The 20924-nt window shown below is 67.8% G+C and carries 19 protein-coding genes; 10 read left to right on the top strand and 9 right to left on the bottom strand.

Features of this window, described 5'->3' with window-relative positions; translation table 11 throughout:
• Positions 1–8: 8 nt before the first annotated feature.
• From ACZ5V4_RS07810 to ACZ5V4_RS07770, 9 genes are all read left to right on the top strand, one after another.
• Positions 9–1220, top strand: coding sequence for an acetate/propionate family kinase (locus ACZ5V4_RS07810; RefSeq protein ID WP_464317616.1), 1212 nt, complete (start codon positions 9–11; stop codon positions 1218–1220).
• A gap of 97 nt (positions 1221–1317) precedes the next feature.
• A complete protein-coding gene (locus ACZ5V4_RS07805; RefSeq protein ID WP_464317615.1) occupies positions 1318–1860 on the top strand; it encodes a hypothetical protein in 543 nt (180 codons plus the stop codon).
• Between the two features lie 161 nt (positions 1861–2021).
• The gene (locus tag ACZ5V4_RS07800) at positions 2022–2345 is read left to right on the top strand and encodes a cupin domain-containing protein (protein WP_464317614.1); all 324 of its coding nucleotides are present in this window, start codon (positions 2022–2024) and stop codon (positions 2343–2345) included.
• A gap of 184 nt (positions 2346–2529) precedes the next feature.
• Positions 2530–3165 (top strand): DUF2491 family protein, encoded by a 636-nt coding sequence (locus tag ACZ5V4_RS07795; RefSeq protein WP_464317613.1) that lies wholly within the window; start codon positions 2530–2532, stop codon positions 3163–3165.
• 101 nt (positions 3166–3266) lie between these two features.
• On the top strand, positions 3267–4226 hold the full coding sequence (locus tag ACZ5V4_RS07790) for a hypothetical protein (RefSeq protein ID WP_464317612.1): 960 nt from the start codon (positions 3267–3269) through the stop codon (positions 4224–4226).
• A 75-nt stretch (positions 4227–4301) separates the two neighbouring features.
• Entirely contained in the window at positions 4302–5063 is a 762-nt protein-coding gene (locus ACZ5V4_RS07785; RefSeq protein ID WP_464317611.1) for a hypothetical protein, read from the top strand.
• A gap of 317 nt (positions 5064–5380) precedes the next feature.
• A complete protein-coding gene (gene hcp, locus ACZ5V4_RS07780) occupies positions 5381–7015 on the top strand; it encodes a hydroxylamine reductase (RefSeq protein ID WP_464317819.1) in 1635 nt (544 codons plus the stop codon).
• Positions 7016–7154: 139 nt separating this feature from the next.
• Positions 7155–8999 (top strand): ATP-binding protein, encoded by a 1845-nt coding sequence (locus ACZ5V4_RS07775; protein ID WP_464317610.1) that lies wholly within the window; start codon positions 7155–7157, stop codon positions 8997–8999.
• Positions 9000–9103: 104 nt separating this feature from the next.
• Positions 9104–9883, top strand: coding sequence for an ATP-binding protein (locus ACZ5V4_RS07770; RefSeq protein ID WP_464317609.1), 780 nt, complete (start codon positions 9104–9106; stop codon positions 9881–9883).
• A gap of 270 nt (positions 9884–10153) precedes the next feature.
• On the opposite strand, the gene ACZ5V4_RS07765 is transcribed toward ACZ5V4_RS07770, so the two are convergent.
• The 4 genes from ACZ5V4_RS07765 to ACZ5V4_RS07750 form a co-directional block, all read right to left on the bottom strand.
• Positions 10154–11461: a diguanylate cyclase gene (locus tag ACZ5V4_RS07765; protein ID WP_464317608.1), complete on the bottom strand. Its 1308-nt coding sequence runs from the start codon at positions 11459–11461 to the stop codon at positions 10154–10156.
• Between the two features lie 101 nt (positions 11462–11562).
• Positions 11563–12495 carry a signal peptide peptidase SppA gene (gene sppA, locus ACZ5V4_RS07760; RefSeq protein ID WP_464317607.1) on the bottom strand — a complete coding sequence of 311 codons (933 nt, stop codon included), beginning with the start codon at positions 12493–12495 and terminating at the stop codon, positions 11563–11565.
• Positions 12482–14206, bottom strand: a complete 1725-nt coding sequence (locus ACZ5V4_RS07755; protein ID WP_464317606.1) for a 30S ribosomal protein S1 — start codon at positions 14204–14206, stop codon at positions 12482–12484. Before ACZ5V4_RS07755 ends, sppA begins: the two co-directional genes overlap by 14 nt.
• Positions 14207–14300: 94 nt before the next feature.
• Entirely contained in the window at positions 14301–15605 is a 1305-nt protein-coding gene (locus ACZ5V4_RS07750) for a hemolysin family protein (RefSeq protein ID WP_464317605.1), read from the bottom strand.
• 122 nt (positions 15606–15727) lie between these two features.
• On the opposite strand from ACZ5V4_RS07750, the gene ACZ5V4_RS07745 reads away from it, so the two are divergent.
• Entirely contained in the window at positions 15728–16450 is a 723-nt protein-coding gene (locus ACZ5V4_RS07745) for a DUF2231 domain-containing protein (protein WP_464317604.1), read from the top strand.
• A gap of 293 nt (positions 16451–16743) precedes the next feature.
• On the opposite strand, the gene tsaB is transcribed toward ACZ5V4_RS07745, so the two are convergent.
• The 5 genes from tsaB to hisI are packed head-to-tail and all read right to left on the bottom strand — an operon-like array spanning position 16744 to position 20915.
• Positions 16744–17454, bottom strand: a complete 711-nt coding sequence (gene tsaB / locus ACZ5V4_RS07740) for a tRNA (adenosine(37)-N6)-threonylcarbamoyltransferase complex dimerization subunit type 1 TsaB (protein ID WP_464317603.1) — start codon at positions 17452–17454, stop codon at positions 16744–16746.
• Complete coding sequence (gene rseP / locus ACZ5V4_RS07735; RefSeq protein ID WP_464317602.1) at positions 17451–18545, bottom strand: RIP metalloprotease RseP; 1095 nt, start codon at positions 18543–18545, stop codon at positions 17451–17453. Before rseP ends, tsaB begins: the two co-directional genes overlap by 4 nt.
• Positions 18542–19753, bottom strand: a complete 1212-nt coding sequence (locus ACZ5V4_RS07730) for a 1-deoxy-D-xylulose-5-phosphate reductoisomerase (RefSeq protein WP_464317601.1) — start codon at positions 19751–19753, stop codon at positions 18542–18544. The genes rseP and ACZ5V4_RS07730 overlap by 4 nt, the downstream gene beginning before the upstream one ends.
• Positions 19750–20529, bottom strand: coding sequence for a phosphatidate cytidylyltransferase (locus ACZ5V4_RS07725; protein ID WP_464317600.1), 780 nt, complete (start codon positions 20527–20529; stop codon positions 19750–19752). The genes ACZ5V4_RS07730 and ACZ5V4_RS07725 overlap by 4 nt, the downstream gene beginning before the upstream one ends.
• Positions 20529–20915 (bottom strand): phosphoribosyl-AMP cyclohydrolase, encoded by a 387-nt coding sequence (gene hisI / locus ACZ5V4_RS07720; RefSeq protein WP_464317599.1) that lies wholly within the window; start codon positions 20913–20915, stop codon positions 20529–20531. Before hisI ends, ACZ5V4_RS07725 begins: the two co-directional genes overlap by 1 nt.
• Positions 20916–20924: the final 9 nt, after the last annotated feature.

Raw genomic sequence — 20924 nt, 5'->3', positions numbered from 1 at the left:
GTCCCCCAATGAAGGTACTCGTTCTCAACTGCGGCAGCTCGTCGCTGAAATACCAGCTCATCGACATGGACTCCGACGCGGTGCTCTGCTCCGGCCTGGCCGAGCGCATCGGCGAGTCCATGGGCAAGATCACCCACAAGACCTACCCCGGCGCGGGCAACCAGCAGGTCATCACCGTGGAGGAGCCCTTCGCGGACCACACCGTGGCCCTGGGCCGCTGCGCCGGGCTGATCACCGGCGGCGAGGCCCCCGTGGCCGCCCCGGCCGAGATCGGCGCCATCGGCCACCGCGTGGTGCACGGCGGCGAGGCCTTCCGCCAGCCCACGGTCATCACCAAGGACGTGGTGGAGACCATCAAGAAGTTCTGCGCCCTGGCCCCGTTGCACAACCCCGCCGGGCTCATGGGCATCGAGGCCGCCACCAAGCTCTTCCCGGGCGTGGCCCAGGTGGCCGTGTTCGACACCGCCTTCCACGGCACCATCCCGGATTACGCCTACCTCTTCGCCATCCCCTACGGGCTCTACGAGGAACTGGGCATCCGCCGCTACGGCTTCCACGGCACCTCCCACGGGTACGTGGCCAAGAAGCTGGCCCAGGTGATCGGCAAGCCCGCCGACAAGACCAGCTGCGTCACCGTGCACCTGGGCAACGGCTGCTCCATGGCCGCCGTGAAGAACGGCCAGTGCGTGGACACCTCCATGGGCCTGACCCCGCTCATGGGCCTGATGATGGGCACCCGCTCCGGCGACGTGGACCCCTCCCTGCACGCCTTCCTGGCCGCCAACAAGGGCATGACCATCGACCAGGTGGACACCCTGCTGAATAAGCAGAGCGGCCTCAAGGGCATCTGCGGGCTCAACGACATGCGCGACATCCACGCCGCGCGCGAATCCGGCGACACCAAGGCCGAACTGGCCCTCAAGATGTTCTGCTACCGCGTGAAGCACTACATCGGCGCGTACCTGGCCGCCCTCGACGGCTGCGACGCCGTGGTCTTCACCGCCGGCATCGGCGAGAACGACCCGGACGTGCGCCAGTACAGCTGCGACACCCTGGGCGGCGTGGGCGTGAAGATCGACCGCGACCGCAACTACGGGTTCAAGCGCGGCCAGATCACCAAGATCTCCACCGACGATTCCCCGGTGGCCGTGTACATCATCCCCACCAACGAAGAACTCGAAATCGCCACTCAGACCTATTCGCTGGTCAACGGCAAGTAGTCTTTACAAGCGGACACGTTCGTGATGAAAAAGGGGAGCCATTGGATTGGCTCCCTTTTTTATGGTTCGCGGCCCGCGAGCAGTACCGGTGAAAGATATGTGCCCACTTTCCGTGATTGCAGGAGCGGCCCTGGCCGCATCGGGATACGACGCCCAGGACGCGCCCGTCTGGGACGAGGATCTGCGCCTGGCTTACCTGAGGAGGATGAACATGTCCGAGTCCGAGCAGTTGCGCATCCACCTGAAGAACACCTTCCCGGCGTTCTCCGCCGAGGCGGTGGAGGACCTGGCCGCGAAGATCGAGACCGTGCGCGAGAACTACAAGTTCCGCTACGGCAAGCTCATGGATTACGCGAATTTCTTCTCCGGCGTGCTCATAAACGTGGAACTGGAGAACCACAGCTCCTTCCCCAGGGCCGTGGAGCTCGAGGACATCGCCACGGGCAAGCCGCTCGGGCGCGTCTTCTTCAACCCCTGGCAGCGCAAGACCGTGACCATCGCGGCCTTGTGCGGCGGGTTCGGGCGCCTGCGCTACAAGACCCCCAAGATGGAGGCCTTCGTGGAGACCCCCTTCCTCCAGGAGGGCGAGGTCTACCGCTTCACCCACGCCAGGGCCAACATCGCCGGTCCCCACGCCTAGGGGCCGGACTGGGCGTTTTTCGTTCCGCCCGCGCGCACGCCCGGCGTGCGCGCGGGCGGTTCTTCATTGTCCGGGCCGTCGCCCCGCGGGGATTGTGCGCCCCGGCCGTTCATGGCATTGACTTTCATCCCCGCAAGAGAAAGCAGCAGGAGGTCCCGCCAGTGCCCGACCCCAAGCCCGCCTACGAGATCGCGGACAAGCAGAGCATCGTCATGACCCCGGACGTGCGCGCCACGGTCATGACCCTGGACCCGGGCCAGGAAATCCCCTGGCACTCCCACACCAAGGTCACGGACACGTCCTTTTGCCTCGAAGGGCGCATCGAGATCACCTTCAAGGGCCCCGACGAGGCCATGATGCTGCCGCCCGGCCAATGGGTGAGCATCCCCCCCGGGCGCCTGCACCGCGTGCGCTGCCTGGGGCCCAACCAGGGCAGGGTGCTCCTGGTCCAGGGCGTGGGCGCCTACGACTTCGTGCCCGCGTGATGCGGCCGCGCTGGAGATTGCTGAACAAAAATTCATTTTGGCCCCCGGGCCGGGTGCGGTAGAAATCCCGGTCGCGCTTTTCGCGCAAAAGGCCGCACGCACGGGGGATCGGCCGCGCCGGGCCGCGTCTTGCGGCCCGCGGCGGCGTGTTTATCTTTCTCGCGCAAGGTTCGAAGGAGCACTCATGTTCTGGAAGAAGGACAAGCCCAAACAGGCCCATCCCGGTTTCCCCGGCCTGCCCGAGCCGTTGCGCCTGGGCGCGATCCTGGCCCTGGAGCCGGGCGAGGCCCTGCGCTACGAAGGGCTCGACCTGGCCCTGCCCCTGCCCAGGGGCGAGATGGTGGTGGAGGCCGTGTCCTCCATGGAGCTCTTCGGGCTCAAGGTCAGCCGGGCCTACGTCAAGACCGGGGACCGCCAGGCCCTGTTCCAGTTCCACCAGCAGAAGGACGGCACGCTCTTGGACGTGAACTGCTTCCAGGTCTATCAGGAGATCTTCCCTGCCTCCGAGGCCGACTGGGACGCCTGGCTGGGGGAGAACGGCCTGATAGGCGGCCCGGACCTGACCACGCCCTCGGGCGTGACCTACGCGCGCGACTGGGGCGACGGGGCCAGGGCCGAGCCCGTGGAGGCCCTGGAGCGGGTCTTCACCGCCCAGGACGCCGCGCCCATCGAAGTGCGCCACCAGATGATGCTCTATCGCCGCGAGATCGGCGAGGACCAGGAGTTCATGCTCGTGAGCGCCGACGAGGAGCCCGGGCAGGCCCTGATCCGCTGCCTGGCCGGGGTGGTCATGACCCCCCAGGCCCTGAAGATTTACTGACCAACGCGCGCGGGACCGGGCTGCGAGCCCGGCCCGCGCGGCAAGACACGGCCGGACGCGCCCAGGCGGCACACGCCGCGCGCCCGGCAGGGAGACACGCCATGCGCGCGCGTTCGTTGCTTGCAGTCGCGGCGGTGCTGCTTCTGATCCTGGCCCCGGCCCTGGAGGCCTCGGCCGCCAAGAGGGGAGGGGGCTCCTTCTCCGGGGGCGGCTCGCGTTCCGGCTCGTCCGGCTGGTCCAGTTCCACCAGGCCCTCGCAGCCTTCCGCGCCGTCTTCGGGCAGCGCCTCGGGCTGGTCGTCGGGCACGTCCAAGCCGTCCCAGCCCGCGACGACGCCCTCGGCCCAGGGCGCTCCGGCCCAGAGCCAGGGGGCGGGCCCGGGCTGGTCCAACTCCACGGGGGCCGCGTCCTCCCAGGCGTCCAGGCCGGCCGGGACCTCGGCCTTCTCGTCCTCGGGCGCGGACGCGGCCAAGCGCCAGGCGGCCACCACCTCCTACCAGGGCTACCAGGGGCTGTACTCCAAGCCCGGCAACCCGGTGAGCCCGGGCCAGGTCGGCACCAGCAAGCCCATCCTGAACCAGAGCCGCACGTTCGGCTCCTACCAGGACTACAACAGATACCGGGACAACTACTACTCCGGGCGCGGCTGGTCCGCTCCGGGCTACGCCTACCGCAGCTTCTCGGGCTTCGGCATGTGGGACGCCATGTTCATGTGGTTCATGCTCTCCAACCTGACCTCGGGCGCGGGCTTCTTCCACAACCACCAGGCCGACCCCGGCGTGCAGGCCTTCAAGCAGGAGGCGGCCAAGCTGGCCGAGTCCAACGCGGACCTCAAGAAGCAGCTGGACGACATGAACGCCAAGCTCGACCAGATGAAGAAAGACGGCGTGCCCGTGGACCCCTCGGCCATGCCCAAGGACGTTGACCCCGACATCGCCCTGGCCCAGCCCAAGATCGAGGAGCAGGGCGGCTCTTCCTCCTCGCTGCTGGGGCCCGTGGCCGCGGTGGTGCTCCTGGGCGGAGCCGCGTACCTCTTTTTCAACCGCAGACGACACGCCTAGCGCCGGGCGGCGCCAGGCCGGTCCGTGACGACGGAGGCCGGGCGCTTCGGCCGCGCGGCAAGGGAGACCTGAACGATGCTCAATTTCGTGAAGCACTTTTTCGTGAAGAAGGCCCAGGAGGCCCAGTCCGGTTTCGTGAAGATGCTCGTGGAGTTCGACCCCTCCACGGCCTCCGAGGCCGAGATCGGCGAACTCGACGAGGCCCTGACCAAGCTCACCCGGCAGATGCTCGAGGCCAAGCAGGCCTGGGAGCGCGAGGACCGCGAGGCCAGGGAGATCCAGAAGAACTACGACCTGCGCCTGGCCGCGGCCGAGCGCCTCCAGGCCAAGGCCGAGTCCGCCGCGCCCGAGGAGAAGGCCCAGGTGGAGGCCAGCCTGGCCGCGCTCCTGGGAGAGCTCGAGAAGATGATCCCGGAGATCGACCGCGAACTCAGGGAGGCCAATGAGGCCAAGGTCTACTACGACGAACTGGCCCAGGCCGTGAAGGACGCCTCCGAGCGGCTGAAAACCGCCCGCGAGCGCCTGTCCGAGGCCAAGCGCCGCATGGACGTGGCCAAGGTGCGCATGGAGCGCGCCAAGGAGCAGGAGGAGCGCTCCAAGGTCGTGGCCGGGATCAAGCTCCAGGCCAACAACCTGGGCACCGCCTTCGACGCCATGACCAAGAAGGCCCAGGAGATGGAGACCCAGGCGGAGGTGCACACCCAGAAGAGCCAGCTTCTGGCCCCGCCCAAGAGCGAGGACCCCTACCTGGCCCAGGCCCTCAAGGAGGCCGCGGGCGTCGAGGCCGAGCCCCGGCAGAGCCTGGCCGACAGGCTGGCCGCGCTGAAGAAGAAATAGCCCCGCGCCCTTGATGCCGCACAGACCGGGACCGGAGAATGCTCCGGTCCCTTTTTTTGTGCTGGAAACCTCGCTCGCTCCCTTCCAGAGTGCAAAAAAAGCGGACAAAAGCCCCTCGCCGTGCTATGGGGATTCCCATCCCCCGGGCCAGCGAGCCTTTCCGGCTGCGCCCAAGTCGCCCATGAGGGAACAAGGACAAAAATCATCTTTTTTGATCGCCGTGTGACGCAGGTCACATCGACATTATCCGGCAGGCCCTAAAGGTGTCCTCAACGAAGGCGCAAGCCAACCAACCCCGAGGGAGGATGATCATGAATATGTTCTGTTACCAGTGCGAGCAGACCATGCACGGCAAAGGCTGCGACAAGATCGGCGTCTGCAGCAAGGACGAGACCACTTCGAACCTTCAGGACCTCCTGGTCTACGCCCTGCGCGGCCTGTGCCTGGTGGCCGAGGAAGGCCGCAAGGTCGGCGTCGTGGACGTGGAAGCCGACCGGCACGTGCCCGCCATGCTCTTCTCCACCCTGACCAACGTCAACTTCGACCCCGAGCGCTTCCAGGCCTGGATCGGCCAGACCGTGAAGCTGCGCGAGGCCCTCAAGGCCAAGGTCAAGGCCGCCGGCGGGACCATCCCCACCCACGCCTCCGTGACCTTCGCCCCGGCCGCCGATCTGGCCGGCCTGATCGCCCAGGCCTCCGAAGGCAAGGGCGGCATGAAGGACAACCCCGACACCGACCCCGACGTCGTGTCGCTTCAGCATATGGTCCTCTTCGGCCTGAAGGGCCTCTCGGCCTACGCCGACCACGCCCGCATCCTGGGCGTCGAGGACAAGGAAATCTACGACTACATCCACGAGGCCATGGCCGCCGCCACCAAGCCCGGCCTGGGCATGGACTGGTGGTTCGACGCCTGCATCCGCGCGGGCCAGGCCAACCTGAAGGCCATGGAAGTGCTCGACAAGGCCAACACCGAGACCTACGGCCACCCCGTGCCCACCGCCGTGCCCCTGGGCCACGTGAAGGGGAAGGCCATCCTGATCACCGGCCATGACCTGAAGGACCTCGAGGAACTCCTCAAGCAGACCGAAGGCAAGGGCATCTCCGTCTACACCCACGGCGAGATGCTGCCCGCCCACGGCTACCCCAAGCTCAAGGAGAAGTACCCCCACCTCTACGGCCACTACGGCACGGCCTGGCAGAACCAGCAGAAGGAGTTCGCCCAGTTCCCCGGCGCGATCCTCTTCACCACCAACTGCCTGATGAAGCCCGCCCAGTCCTACAAGGACAACGTCTTCACCCACGGCCTGGTCGGCTTCCCCGACGTCAAGCACGTGGAGGGCTACGACTTCTCGGCCGTCATCGCGCACGCGCTCAAGCTGCCCGGCTTCGCCGAGGACGCCCCGGGCAAGCAGGTGCTCACCGGGTTCGCCCGCAACGCGGTGCTGGGCGTGGCCGACAAGGTCATCGACGCAGTGAAGGCCGGAGCCATCCGCCGCTTCTTCCTGGTGGCGGGCTGCGACGGCGCCAAGCCCGGCCGCAACTACTACACCGAGTTCGTGGAGAAGCTGCCCAAGGACACCGTGGTCCTGACCCTGGCCTGCGGCAAGTTCCGCTTCTTCGACAAGGACCTGGGCGACATCGGCGGCATCCCGCGCCTTCTGGACATGGGCCAGTGCAACGACGCCTACTCCGCCATCCAGGTGGCCGTGGCCCTGGCCAAGGCCTTCGACTGCGGCGTCAACGACCTGCCCCTGTCCATGGTCCTCTCCTGGTACGAGCAGAAGGCCGTGGCCATCCTGCTCACCCTGGTGGCCTTGGGTATCAAGGACATCCGCCTCGGACCCTCCCTGCCCGCGTTCGTCACCCCCAACGTGCTCAAGGTCCTGGTGGACAAGCTGAACATCATGCCCATCACCACCCCGGACCAGGACATCAAAGCCATCCTCGGCTAATAACGCTCGACAATACGGCATCCCATCCTCACCACACGGGCGGCCGTCGCGAAAGCGGCGGCCGTTCGCGTTTTTCGCGCCCTGGATGGGGAAAAGCGGCCTTGCCAAATTGTAAAGAATGCGGTTTATGTCTTATTGAATGGACCCGGCCAGAACGCCCCCCGACCCGGCGGCAGTACCAGGCGCAATCCCGCAGGCACGGACGCTGCTCTGGGGGTTCGCGTCCATCCTCGCCCTGGCCGCGGTGTCCTACCTGGCCGTCATCGCCTACTCCTACAGCCTGGCGGACAAGGCCGGGCTCCTTTACGTTCATCCCTTCACCGTGTCCGTGGCCATCAAGCGCGTCGAGCTGGACTCCGCCAAGCTGCGCCTGGCCATGAAGGACGCAACCCTGGCCGAATCCCCCGGGGAGCTCGAGGCCGCCCTGGAGGACGCACGCAGGCGCGAAGCCGCCATCGCCTCGAGCCTGGCCACGGTCCGGGAGCGCTACCTGGGCCCGCCCTCCGACGTGGACCGCCTGGCAACCGCGCTGGACAGCTGGAAGGCCGCCCGGGAGGAGGTCCTCTCTCTCGCGCGCCAGGGCAGGGGGGCCGAGGCGGCGCGCATCACCAAGGGGGTGAGCGCGGACCGTTTCGCTCAGGTGGAGGAGGCCGCCGCGGTCATCGCCGAATTCGCCGGGAACAAGGCGCTTTTTTTCATGAACCAGGCGGGCGAGGTCACCTGGGAGGTGATCCGGGTCGTGGCCGTCTCGGGGACGCTCCTGGTCATCGCGGGCGGGGCGATCGCGGCGCGGGCCGTGCGCTCGCTCAGGCGCGCGCAGTCGGAGGTGGACAAGAGCAGGTCCCTCGTCCAGAACATCATCGACTCCATGCCCTCCGTGGTTGTCGGGGTGGACGCCGATGGCCGCGTGACGCACCTGAACCGCGAGGCCGGGCGCAGGCTCGGCGAGGGCGCTCCCAGCCCCCTGGGCGAGCCCCTGGAGCGCGCCTTCCCCGGGTACGCCGGGCACATGGGCGCGGTTCGCAAGGCCATGGAGGAGCGCGCCCCGGTCCACCTCGAGAGGCTTCCGGCCATGGAGGGCGGCCGCGCGCGCTACCGGGACGTGCTCGTCTACCCGCTGGTGGCCAACGGGGTCGACGGCGCGGTGCTGCGCGTCGACGACGTCACCAGGCGGGCGCGCCTGGAGGAGATGGTGGCCCAGTCCGAGAAGATGCTCGTGGTGGGCGGCCTAGCCGCGGGCATGGCCCACGAGATCAACAACCCGCTCGGCGTGATCCTCCAGTCCATCCAGATGCTCTGCCTGCGCATGGACCCGGAAATGGAGAAGAACCGCGAGGCGGCCCGGGAATGCGGCTGCGACCTGGGCGCGCTTGGGTGCTACTTCGAGGATCGCCGCATCAGGGATTTTCTGGAGAACATCCGCGAGGCCGGGGTGCGCGCTGCGCGCATCGTGGCGGACATGCTCGAGTTCAGCAACCTGAGCGACCAGGACAAGACCGCCGTGGACCTGGCTCCCGTGCTGGACAAGGCCCTGGAGCTGGCCGCCAGCGATTGCGGCCTCAAGGGCGCGGTCGACTTCAAGGCCATCGCCGTCACAAGGGAGTACGCTCCTGACGTCCCGCCCGCCCTGTGCTCGCCCAAGCAGATCAGGCAGGTGGCCGTGAACCTCATCAAGAACGCCGCCCAGTCCGTGACGCAGCCGCGCGACGGCGCCCCCGCCCCCGCCCCGGCCATGGCCCTGCGCCTGCGCACGGAGGGAGCCATGGTCGCCTTCGAGGTGGAGGACAACGGCCCCGGCATGGATGATGGCGTGCGCAGGCGAGTGTTCGAGCCGTTCTTCACCACCCGCGCGCCCGGAGGCGGCGCGGGCATGGGGCTCTCGGTCTGCTACTTCACGGTGGTCAACAACCACGGGGGGAGCATCTCCGTGGATTCCTCGCCCGGCAAGGGCGCGCGCTTCACCGTGACCCTCCCCGCCGCCTAGGTCCGCAAACTTTTTTCGCGAAAAACCGCTCATTGTGACGTGCGTCAAAGGCGCTGCCCGAAAGCGGCGTTACTTTGCCTTCAGCAACGAGCGGAGGAACCAACATGAAGATCATGCGCAAGATAGTGGAAATCGACGAGGAACTGTGCAACGGCTGCGGCGAATGCCTGCCCAACTGCGCCGAGGGGGCCATCTCCATCGTGGATGGCAAGGCCAAGCTCAAGGCCGACAAGCTCTGTGACGGGCTGGGCGCCTGCCTGGGCCACTGCCCCATGGACGCCATCAGGATCGTCGAGCGCGAGGCCGAGGAATTCGACGAGGAAGCCGTGCACCACGAGCTGGAGGCCATGAAGAAGCCCGAGCCCGCTCCCCTGGGCTGCGGCTGCCCCGGCTCCAACATGATGACCATGAAGCGCCCCGCCGCTGGCGGCGGCTGCCCGGGTTCGCGCGCCGCCAGTCTGGAGAAGTCCGCGCAGCCCAAGGCCGGGCCCGCGCCCGCCGGCGAATCCTTCCTCGGCCACTGGCCGGTGAAGCTGCGCCTGGTTCCGCCCGAGGCCCCCTTCCTGCGCGGCGCCGAGGTGATCATCGCGGCGGATTGCGCCCCCGTGGCCCTGCCCGATTTCAACGCCAGGCTGGCCGGCAAGGTGGTCATGATCGCCTGCCCGAAGTTCGACGACCCCCAGCCCTATTTCCAGAAGCTGGTGCAGATGTTCAAGAATTCCGGGGTCAAGAAGGTCCAGGTGCTGCGCATGGAAGTGCCCTGCTGCACCGGGCTGTCCTCCCTGGTGCACCAGGCCGCCGAGTACGCCGGGACGGGCGTGCCGGTGGAGGACCTCGTGGTCACCAGGATGGGAGAAGTGAAGGCCCCGGGGAGCTTCCTGTAGAACCGGCGGGGCGGGGCTCTGCTGCGCGCCCCGCGAGGAGCGGTGCCTGCCCCTGGGCCCGGCGAGAGCTTCGCGGGCATCACCGCCCACTTGAAATATGGCCGCCCTTCTGGCCGGAAGCGCGCTTCCGGCAAGAGGGGCGGCCTGTTATGTCGCAACCGGTGCTCGACGCGAAGCTACTGGGGGTGCAGGGGCATCATGCCCTGCCGGGTCCTGGGCAGATCCCTGGCAGAGGCAGGACAGCGTCCTGCCGGGAGAAGCTTGCTGGGCTCAGTGCTCGGTGCAGGAAGGCGCGGAGTCGACCGAGGAGACCACGCGGTTCTTGCCGTCCCTCTTGGCCTGGTAGAGGGCGTTGTCAACGCGGCGGATGAAGTTCTGGATTGATTCGTCCAGGGCGTACTGGGCCACGCCCAGGCTGACCGTGATCTGCCTGCCGATGCCGAAGTCCGCGCAGGCGATGGCCTGGCCCAGCTTGGCCGCGCAACTGAACGCGCCCTCGGCGTCGGTCTGGGGCATGATGATCATGAACTCCTCGCCCCCGAAGCGGCAGACCACGTCGGTCACGCGCACGCACGCGCCGATGCGCCGGGCCATTTCCACCAGCACGGCGTCGCCGGTCTGGTGGCCGAAGGTGTCGTTGACGGACTTGAAGTCGTCGATGTCCAGCATCACCAGGCACAACTCCGTGCCGTAGCGCCTGGCGCGGTTTGTCTCGCGGGAGAGTTCCGTCTCCAGGGCCTGCCTGTTGCCCACCCCGGTGAGGAAATCCCGCCCGGCCAGCTGGTAGAAGCGCTCGCGCTCGGCCTCGATGCGCGAGATGTCCGTGAAGGTGAGCAGGTGCTGGTCCGTGCCGTCGATGCGCACCGGGTCGAGCCGGAGCAGGAAGCGGCTGGGGCGGCCGTTTCGCACGTGGCCGTTGCCCGCCAGGATGAACTCGCGCCCGATGTGGCGCTTGAGCCAGGATTCGATGTCCTGCGGCAGCGAGGTCATGGCCATGCCGTGGCGCAGAGCCAGGGCGAAGTGGCTGCGCAGAAAGGGGCTCAGGTCCTGGCCTTCGGCGGCCCGGGCCGGAAGGATGGACTTGGGGTCGTTGAAGTAGAGGATGCCCTTGCCGTCGGTGAGCAGGTAGCAGTTGGGGATGTGCGACAAGAGCCCGCTGGAGATGGCCCGGCGGTAGGCGTCGCGCCTGCGCTTGGTGATGTCGGCCGCGGCGCGGCCGAGCCCGGAGATGATGTCGGAGGCGCGGAAGGGCTTCTTGATGAAGAGGTTCACGCCCAGTTCGATGGCGTCGAGGTAGGATTCCTCCTCGCCGAAGCCCGAGGCCACGATGACGAAAGGGTCGCCCCCGTCCTGCCTGACGGCGCGGATCATGGCGAGCCCGTCCATGACGGGCATGCGGATGTCGGTGACGATGACGTCGGGGGAGAGCTGGCGGAAGCAGTCCAGCCCGCCGGACCCGTTGTCCGCCTGGATCACCTGCGCGACCTTGTCCTCAAGGGCCAGGGCAAGGCTCAGGCGGGAAGGGGTGTCGTCCTCGACGATCAGTACCCGGAGGTTGTGCAGGCCGTTTTCCGTCATCGGCTGGATCACTTCATACGAACTTGTCCGGAAGATTGCCGAGGCGGCAGCAAGTGTCAAGGGCTGCGGGGGAAATAGGGCTTCCCTTAGAAAAAAAGAAGCTATTGCGCGAGGATGCCTTGCTCGTAACCCGTTTCGGCAACACCTCGGACAAAGGCTGCCCCCAGTTTGCCGAAGTACTCCTCGAGCCTGGACTGGGATTTCTTGGGCCCCTTGATGAGCCTGGGGTCCTTCCGGGTTATGCCGGAGAGCTTCTTGAGCTCCTCCAGGGCGTCCTCCTGGCTGCCGATCTTGTCCACGAGGCCCAGGGTCAGGGCGTTGGCCGCGGTCATGGCCTTGCCCTGCAGTGCGTTTATGTCCGCCGGGTTCAGGTTGCGCGACTGGGCCACGTCGGCCACGAAGATGTCGCGCAGGTCCGTGATGAGCTCCTGGAGGTAGGCCTTGTCCTCCTCGGTCATCTCGCGGAAGGGCGAGCCCGCGTCCTTGAGCCTGCCGGTGGTGAAGCTGTTGAAGGTGAAGCCCAGCTTCTCGGAGGCCTCGCGCACGTTGGGGAACATGCTGCGCACGCCGATGGACCCGGTGATGGAGCCTGGCAGGGCGTAGATAACCTTGGCCGGGCAGGCCGCGTAATAGCCGCCGCTGGCGGCCACCGAGCCGAAGGAGGCCACCACGGGCTTCTTCTCGGCGAGCTTCTTCACCGCGCGGTAGATCTCCTGGGAGGGGCCGAAGCCTCCGCCCCCGGAGTTCACGCGCAGGAGCACGCCCTTGACCGAGGAATCCTCGCGCAGCCTGCGCAGGAAGTCCACCATGCGCCCCGAGGAGTCGATGGACCCGTCCAGGTAGGCCACGCCCAAGGCCTGGGAATCGGGCAGGTGGATGGCGATCTCCTCACCGTCGAAGGAGGAGTAAGTGAAAAAGGCCATGGCCCCCGCTGTGAGGGCCATGGCCGACAAAAGCACGCCGAAGACGAACAGCACCGGGTGGCGCTGCCTGAAACCCTTCTTCGGCTGTATTTCCTCGTTACTGCTGAGCATCCTCTTGCTTCTGGCGCAGAAGGTCGCCCAGTCCGACGCCCACTTCGGGGCCGGAGGAGCGGTATTCCTTGGCCTTGCGCTTCTCCTCGTCGTCCTTGAGGGCCTTGATGGAGAGGCCCAGGCGACGCTCGTCGGCGCTCACGTGGATCACGCGGGCTTCGATCTGGTCGCTTTCCTTGTACAGCTCGGCCGGGGTCTTCACCTTCTTGCGGCTGATCTCGGAGACGTGGACCAGGCCTTCGATGCCTTCCTCCACCTCGACGAACAGGCCGAAGTCGGTGATGTTGGTCACGGTTCCCTTGACCATGGAGCCCACGGGGTAGCGGGCCGGCACGTCGTGCCAGGGGTCATCGGAGAGCTGCTTGATGCCCAGGGTGAACTTCTCGGACTGCTTGTCCACGGTGAGCACCTTGGCGCGCACCACGTCGCCGACCTTGTAAAGCTCGCCGGGGTGGCGGACCTTCTTGGTCCAGGAGATGTCCGAGACGTGGATGAGGCCGTCGATGCCGTCCTCGATGCCGATGAAGATGCCGAACTCGGTGATGTTCTTCACCGTGCCTTCGAGCACCGCGCCCTCGGGGTAGCGGTCGGCCACGAGATCCCACGGGTTGGGCTTCACCTGCTTCATGCCCAGGCTGATGCGCTTCTTGTCGGGGTCGACGCCAAGCACCACCACCTCGACCTCGTCGCCTAGGTGAACCATCTGGGACGGGTGACGCAGCTTGCGGGTCCAGCTCATCTCGGAGATGTGCACCAGGCCCTCGACGCCGGGCTCGAGCTCCACGAACGCGCCGTAGTCCACAAGGTTGGTCACCTTGCCGGACATGCGGCTGCCCACGGGGTACTTGTCGGCGATGTTCTGCCAGGGGTCCGGGGTGAGCTGCTTCATGCCCAGGGAGACCTTCTGCTTGTCGCGGTCGAAGGAGAGCACCTTGAGCTGCAGTTCGTCGCCCAGTCCGACCATCTCCTTGGGGTGCTTCACGCGCTTCCAGGACATGTCGGTGATGTGCATCAGGCCGTCCAGGCCGCCCAGGTCGACGAACACGCCGTACTCGGTGATGTTCTTGACGCGGCCGGTGACTTCCTGGCCTTCCTCGAGGGTGGTGAGCAGGTCGCGGCGCAGGGACTCGCGGCGCTCTTCGAGCAGCACGCGCCTGGACACGATCACGTTGGAGCGGCGGCGGTTGATCTTCAGGACGCGGAATTCGAATTCCTTGCCCACCAGGGCGTCCATGTCGGGCACGGGGCGCAGGTCCACGTGGGAGCCGGGCAGGAAGGCTTCGACGCCCCCCAGGTCCACGGTGTAGCCGCCCTTGATGCGCCGCATGATGCGGCCCTTGATGATGTCGTCTTTCTCTTGGAGGTCTTCAAGCTTGTCGAAAAGCTGCATCCGTTTGGCGCGGTCGCGCGAGAGCTGGATGGTGCCCTCGGACTCGTTCTTGCCCACGACGTAGACGTCGATTTCGTCGCCCACGCCCACGGTTACGTTGCCCTCGGCGTCGGTGAATTCCGACACCGGGATCTGGCCCTCCGACTTGAAGTTCACGTCGACCAGGATGTGTTCCTTGCCGACGCGCACCACCACGCCTTTGGTGATGACGCCCTCTTCGAGATCCCCGAAATCTTCGTTCAGGTAGTTCTCGAGGGCGGCCTCGAAGTTGACCTCCATGTCGGTGGGGGTAGAGGATTGAGACTGTTCGTTGTTGACCATGACTTGGTTGACCTCCAACAGGATATTCCCTCGCGAAAGGATTAAGTCCCGTACCCGAAAAGGCCATAGCTGACAACAGCTAATTGCCCGGACCTCAGGCTCGGGAATCCTCGTTTGAGATTTTTTGCACAAGGACGCGGTCCACCCTCCGGCCGTCCATGTCCACCACCTCGAAGCGGTGCCCGGAGTGCTCGAAGCCGTCCGCCACGGACGGGATGCGCCCCATGCGCGAGAGAACGAACCCGGCCAGGGTCTGGAAGTCTCCTTCCGGCGCGTCCCGGCCGATGAGGTCGAAGACCTCGCCCACCGGGGTCATGCCGTCGATCAGCCAGGAGCCGTCGGCGCGCCGGGCGATGCGCGGCTCCACGCCCTCGGCGGGCAGGGTGATCTCGCCCACGATGGCCCTCAGCACGTCGGTGAAGGTCACGAGCCCCTCCACGTCGCCGAACTCGTCCACCACGATGGCCAGGCTCTGGCCAGAAATCTTCAGCTGCTCCAGGAGCTTGAAGGTGGTGGTGGTCTCCAGCACGTGGGGCGGCTGGATGAGCACGGGCAGGATCTCCAGGGCGTTCTCGCAGACGTTCACGGCAAGGAGGTCCTTGGCCTCGGCCACGCCGAGCAGGTTCTCCAGGCGGCCGCGCACCACGGGGAAGCGGTTGAAGGGCGTGGCGCGGACGGTCTCGCGGATGGCGTCCGGGTGCTCCACGTCCAGGCTGACGATGCGCGAGCGGTGGGTCATGAGCGTGCCCACGGGCCGGTCGCCCAGGCGCATCACGCGCTCCACCATGTCGCGCTCGGCCTCCTCGAGCACACCCGCCGAGGCGGCCTGGCGCACGAGGATGCGGATCTCCTCCTCGGTCACGCTCGATTCCGCCTCGCCCTTGACGCCGAGGAGCCCCAGCACCAGGCGCGTGGACGCCGACAGAAACCAGGCCAGGGGCGCGGCGGCCTTCAGCAGCACGGCCATGGGCCGGGCCACAAGCCTGGCGATGGCCTCGGGCCTGGCGATGGCCAGGCGCTTGGGCACCAGCTCCCCGGCGATGAGCGAGACGAAGGTGATGCCCGCCACCACCAGGCCGAACCCGGCGGGCTTGGCATAGGGCGCGAGCAGGGGGATGCCCGAGAACCAGGCGGTGACGTACTGGGCCAGGGAGGCCTCGCCGTAGGCGCCCGAGAGGATGGTCAGGAGCGTGATGCCGATCTGGAGCGTGGCGAGGAAGCCTTCGGGGTTCTCGGTCAACTCGAGGGCGGCCTTCGCACCGGCGTCGCCCTTGGCGGCCATGCCCGAAAGCCTGCTCTTGCGAGAGGTGACCACGGCCATCTCGGCGGCGGCGAAAAATCCGTTGAGCAGGATCAGCGCGAAAACGAGGCAAGCCTGGAGGATGAATTCAACGAACATGATGACCCAGTTGATACGTTCACCCGGGCCGTGATGCAAGGGCGATCACGTTCGCGCGGCGGCTGGACAGCCGCTGGCGCCATCGTGTAACCATCGGGACAAATGCGAAAAAAGGAGCGGGCATGCCTGAGAAGCCGAAAGCATTCACCCTGGAGGAACTCGCCAAGTACGACGGAAAAGACGGCCGTCCCGCCTACGTGGCGGCGGGCGGCAAGGTCTACGACGTCTCGGTCTCCAAGCTCTGGAAGTCCGGCAGGCACATGAACCGCCACGACGCGGGGTTCGAGCTCTCGGGCGACCTGGAGCAGGCCCCCCACGGCCTGGACCGCCTGGAGCGCTACCCCCAGGTGGGCGTGGTGCACGAGTCCTGCGCCGTGGAGCGCAAGGATGGCAAAGGCTCGGAGTTGCCGTGGCTTTTGCGCAAGAATCCCTTCCTGCGCCGCCATCCCCACCCCATGACCGTGCACTTCCCCATCGCTTTCGCCACGGGCGCGGCCATGTTCACGTTCTTCCACGTGCTCTTCGGCTGGGCGCTCGCGGAGGCGGCGGTGCACGCCATGAACATCGCCGGCGTGCTGTTCACGCCCGTGGCGGTGCTCACGGGCCTGGCCACCTGGAAGTACAACTACGCCATGAGCCCCATGACCCCTGTGAGGATCAAGCTCTACCTGAGCCCGGTGCTCATGGCCCAGTTCGTGGCCGGGGTGGTCTGGTGGCTGGCGGACCCGGGCGTGATGACCGGGCCCAGCGCCGGGGCGTTCGCGTGGCTGGAGTTCTCCATGCTGCCCGTGATGGGGGTGATCGGCTGGTTCGGGGCCGGGCTCACCTTCCCGATCCACGAGTAGAGGAAAACGGAACCGGGGAGGCGCCGCCTCCCCGGACCCCTCCGGCAGGGGGGGGACGCCCCTGCACCCGCTTTAGCTTCGCGCCGTTCACCGCTTGTATGAAAATCGGCCGCCCTCGCGGCTGGAATCACGCTTCCAGCCGCGAGGGCGGCCAAATTTCATGTCCGGGGTGAAACCCGCGAAGCTGTTGCCGGGTCGAGGGGGAGGCACTCCCCCTCGCGGGTGCAGGGCAGAGCCCTGCATGGTTCGAGCTCTTAAGCCCTGCCTGTCTTCTCCGGCGAGAATAATTCTCGTCAGGCCATGGCGCGCTTCATGCGCTCCCTGGCCTCCTCCTCGCTCAGGCCGCGTCCGGCCGCGATCACGGCCAGGTTCTCCTCGGCGTCGGAGCCGCGCAAATACAGCGCCTCCACGGGCGGCGGGGCGTAGCTCGCGGCCAGGGCCGCCGCGAGGAGCGCCTCGGGCGAGGGGTTCTCGACGTCCAGCCGCCTGGCCCGGCCCAGGTCCGCGAAGGCCTCGGGGTTGCGGCGAAGGCCCGTGCCCAGCACCACGACATCCGCCTCCAGCGAGCGCGCGACGATGGCCTCCCGGGCCTTCCCGGCGTCGATGTCCGACGCCTTCGAGGCCCCCGAAGGCCCGAACCCCTGGTGGTACACCTGGCCGCGGCGCGAATGCGTGACCACGTGGACCTCCGCCCCGTCCGCGTCGGGGGCGCTGGCGGCCAGGAGCGGCAGGTAGTCGATCCCGGCCATGGGCAGGCCGCGCCCCAGGCACAGCCCGTGGCAGAAGGCCAGGCCCAGGCGCACGCCCGTGAAGCTGCCCGGCCCGCGCACGCAGGCCACGGCCGTGACCGCTCCGCCGTGGCGGGCGATCATGGCCTGGGCCGTGGGGGCCATGACCTCGTTCATGCGCCCCTGGCAGAACTCCGTGACGCTCTCGAGGACGGCCCCGTCGCGGGCGAGCAGGAGCTGGAGCGCCTCCTCGGCCGTGTTCACCGCCAGGATCATTTGATGGCGCCGCCGGTGACGATGCGGATGATGTCGTTGGCCGTGGCCGTGAGCATGAGCGCCATGAGCAGCACGAAGCCGATCTTTGTCGTCAGCCCTCGCACGCGCTCGGGGATGGGGCGGCGCAGGACGGTCTCCAGCGAGTAGAAGAGGATGTGCCCGCCGTCGAGCACGGGGATGGGCAGGAGGTTCAGGATGGCCAGGTTCACGCTGATCATGGCCGTGAGCGTCACCAGGTGCGCGAGCCCCTGCTCGGACTGCTTGCCCACGAGCTCCGCGATCATGATCGGCCCTCCGATGGAGGACATGGGCACCACGCCCGCCACCAGCTTCCAGAACACCTGGCCCGTGAGCGAGGTGACCTCCCAGGTCTGGCGGAGCCCTTCTCTGAGCGAGGCCAGCGGCCCCAGGGGGATGTTGATGGTCTCCTGGGGCGAGCGGATGCCCAGGATGGGCTTCTTTATGTCCTCGCCGAAGATGTTCTTCTGGCCCACCAGGTCCGGCGAGACGGTGAGGGTCAGGTCCTCTCCGTCACGGCGCAGGGAGAGCTCCATGGGCTTGCCCTTGCTGGCCTCCACCTTGGCCTGGAGCTCGCTGAAATAGGCGATGGGGGAGCCGTCCACGGCGAGCACCGCGTCCCCGGGCTTGAGCCCGGCGCGCGCGGCCGCGCTCTCCTGGGTCACCTCGCCCACTGCGGCGGGCACCTCGAAGCGGCCGTGGGCCATGAACATCGAGGAGTAGAGCGCCCAGGCCAGGAAGAGGTTGAAGAACGGCCCGGCCGCCACCACGAGCATGCGCTGCCAGGAGGGGCGGCGGATGAACCACGTCTCGGGCGCGAACCCCTGGGTGGTGTCGTCATCCTCGGTGTCCTGGGCGACGAGTTGCACGTAGCCGCCCAGGGGGACGGCGCAGACGCGGTATTCGGTGGGTCCGGCGGTGAAGGAGGCGAGCTTGGGCCCGAAGCCCAGGGAGAAGACGCGCACGCCCATTCCGAAGAAGCGCGCCACCAGGAAGTGGCCGAGTTCGTGTATGAAGATGAGCACGCCGATGACGACGACGAACGAGACAGCTTTGCCGAGGAAATCGATCATGTGGCTCCCGTGAGGTATTCCGCCACGGTTTGCCGCGTGGCCCGGTCAACTTCCATAATGGTCATGAAATCCGGGTCGTCCAGGGGCTGCTGGTTGTCCAGCGCCCAGGCCACGGCCCGGGGGATGTCCATGAACCCGATGCGGTCCTTGAGGAAAAGGTCCACGGCCACCTCGTTGGCCGCGTTGAGCGCCACGCAGTGGCCCGGCCCTTCGGCGGCGGCCTTGCGGGCCAGGTCCAGGCAGGGGAAGTCCCGCGTGCGGGGGCGCTCGAAGCTCAATGTGCCGAGCGCGGCCAGGTCCAGGGGCTCGATGCGCAGAGGCAGCCTCGCAGGGTAGCACAGGCAGTAGGCGATGGCTATGCGCATGTCCGGCTGGCCCATCTGGGCCAGGAGCGAGCCGTCGCGGTAGGCGGCCAGGGAGTGCACGATGGACTGCGGGTGCACGAGCACCTCCACGCGCTCCTGGGGCAGGCCGTAGAGCTGGCAGGCCTCGATGACCTCCAGGCCCTTGTTCATGAGCGTGGCCGAGTCGATGCTGATCTTGGCGCCCATGGACCAGTTGGGGTGCTTGAGCGCCTGGGAGGCCGTGGCCGCGGCCAGGTCCGCCGCGGCCCAGGAGCGGAACGGGCCGCCGGACGCGGTGAGGATCAGGTGGTCCACGTCCTCGCCCCGGTGCCCGGCCAGGGCCTGGAACAGGGCGTTGTGCTCGGAGTCCACGGGCAGGATCACGGCCCCGGACTCGCGGCAGGCCCGGCGGATCAGGTGCCCGGCCAGCACGAGCGATTCCTTGTTGGCCAGGGCGATGACCTTGCCGGACTGGGCGGCCGCCAGCGTGGGGGGCAGCCCTGCCGCGCCCACGATGGCCGAGAGCACCACGCGCGATTCCGGCAGCGCGGCCAGGGTCACGTAGGCTCCCGGCCCCCAGAGGATTTCGGGCGAGTACCCGGACGGAAGCAAGGCCTTGATGGCTTTCGCGCCGGACTCGTCCAGCACGGCCAGGCAGCGCGGCCTGAAGCGCGCGGCCTGCTCGGCCAGCTTCTCCACGTTGCGGCCCCCGGCCAGGGCCGTGACCTCGAATTGTCCGGGGTGGTCGGCGGCCACCGCCAGGGCGGACTGGCCGATGGAGCCCGTGGAGCCCAGCACGCACAGCCCGCGCGGGAAGGGCGGCAGGGTCTTCGCTCCGGGGAGTGAGGAGATGTAGTCTATCATAGGTAGTGCGTCACGGTTCTGGCCAGGGCGTAGATGAGCACGGCCGGGATGAGCCCGTCGATGCGGTCCAGGATGCCGCCGTGGCCGGGCAGGAGCGCGCCCGAGTCCTTGATCCCGGCGGCGCGCTTGAGGGCGGATTCCATGAAGTCGCCCAGTTGCGATCCCACGGAGAGGAGCGCCCCCAGGAGGGCGAACGCCCCGGGGGAGGCCTTGCCCCAGGCGAGCCCGGCGGCCAGGCACACGGCCACGGAGGCCGCGAGCCCGCCCGCGCTGCCCGCCCAGGTCTTCTTGGGCGAGACCTGCGGCCAGATCTTGGGGCCGCCCACGGCGTGCCCGGCGTAGTAGGCCCCGGTGTCCGTGGCCATGACCGAGGCCAGCACCAGGGCGGTCTCGCCCGGGCCGAACCCGGTCAAGAACTGCAGGCTGGCCGGGACGTAGAGCAGCGACGCCGCCAGGCCCCAGCGCGGCCTGGTGTCGCCGGGCAGCCACAGCCTGAGGATCTCCTCCAGCCAGAACGCGCCCAGGGGCACGGCCAGCGCGGCCCCGGGGCCGTGGGCGAAGCCCAGCCAGACCGTGAGCGCGCCCAGGCCCAGCCCCAGGACGCGGGCGGCCGGGCCCGGGCAGGGGAAGAACCCGTAGAACTCCCACAGCCCGGCCAGGGACGCGGCCAGCACCAGGAAGAATATCCACCAGCCGCCGAGGAGGAGGCAGGCCGCGAGCAGCGGCAGGCCGATGGCCGCCGTCAGGACTCGCGAGCGGTGCGCGCTTGCCGCCATCAGGCGCCCGGCCCGTAGACTTTCTCGGGATCGAAGACCATGGGCGAGCACTCGCGGGCTTCGCCGTCCGGTCCGACTTCATTATAGAAGCAGGAGCGCCTGCCCGTGTGGCAGGCCGCGCCGCCCACCTGCTCGATCAGGAGGACAACGGCGTCGCGGTCGCAGTCCAGGCGGATCGACTTGACCTTCTGCACGTGGCCGGAGGTGCCGCCCTTGTGCCAGAGCTTGCCCCGGCTGCGGCTCCAGTAGTGGGCCTCGCCGGTCTCCAGGGTCTTCTCCCAGGCCAGTTCGTTCATGTAGGCCAGCATGAGCACCTCCTTGCTGGCCTCGTCCTGCGCGACGGCGGGGACGAGCCCGCCGCACTTGTCGAAATCGGGTTTGAGCATCACCTGTCC

The sequence above is a fragment of the Fundidesulfovibrio sp. YSD1 genome, assembly GCF_055397115.1.
This window is presented reverse-complemented; position numbering and strand designations above follow the sequence as displayed.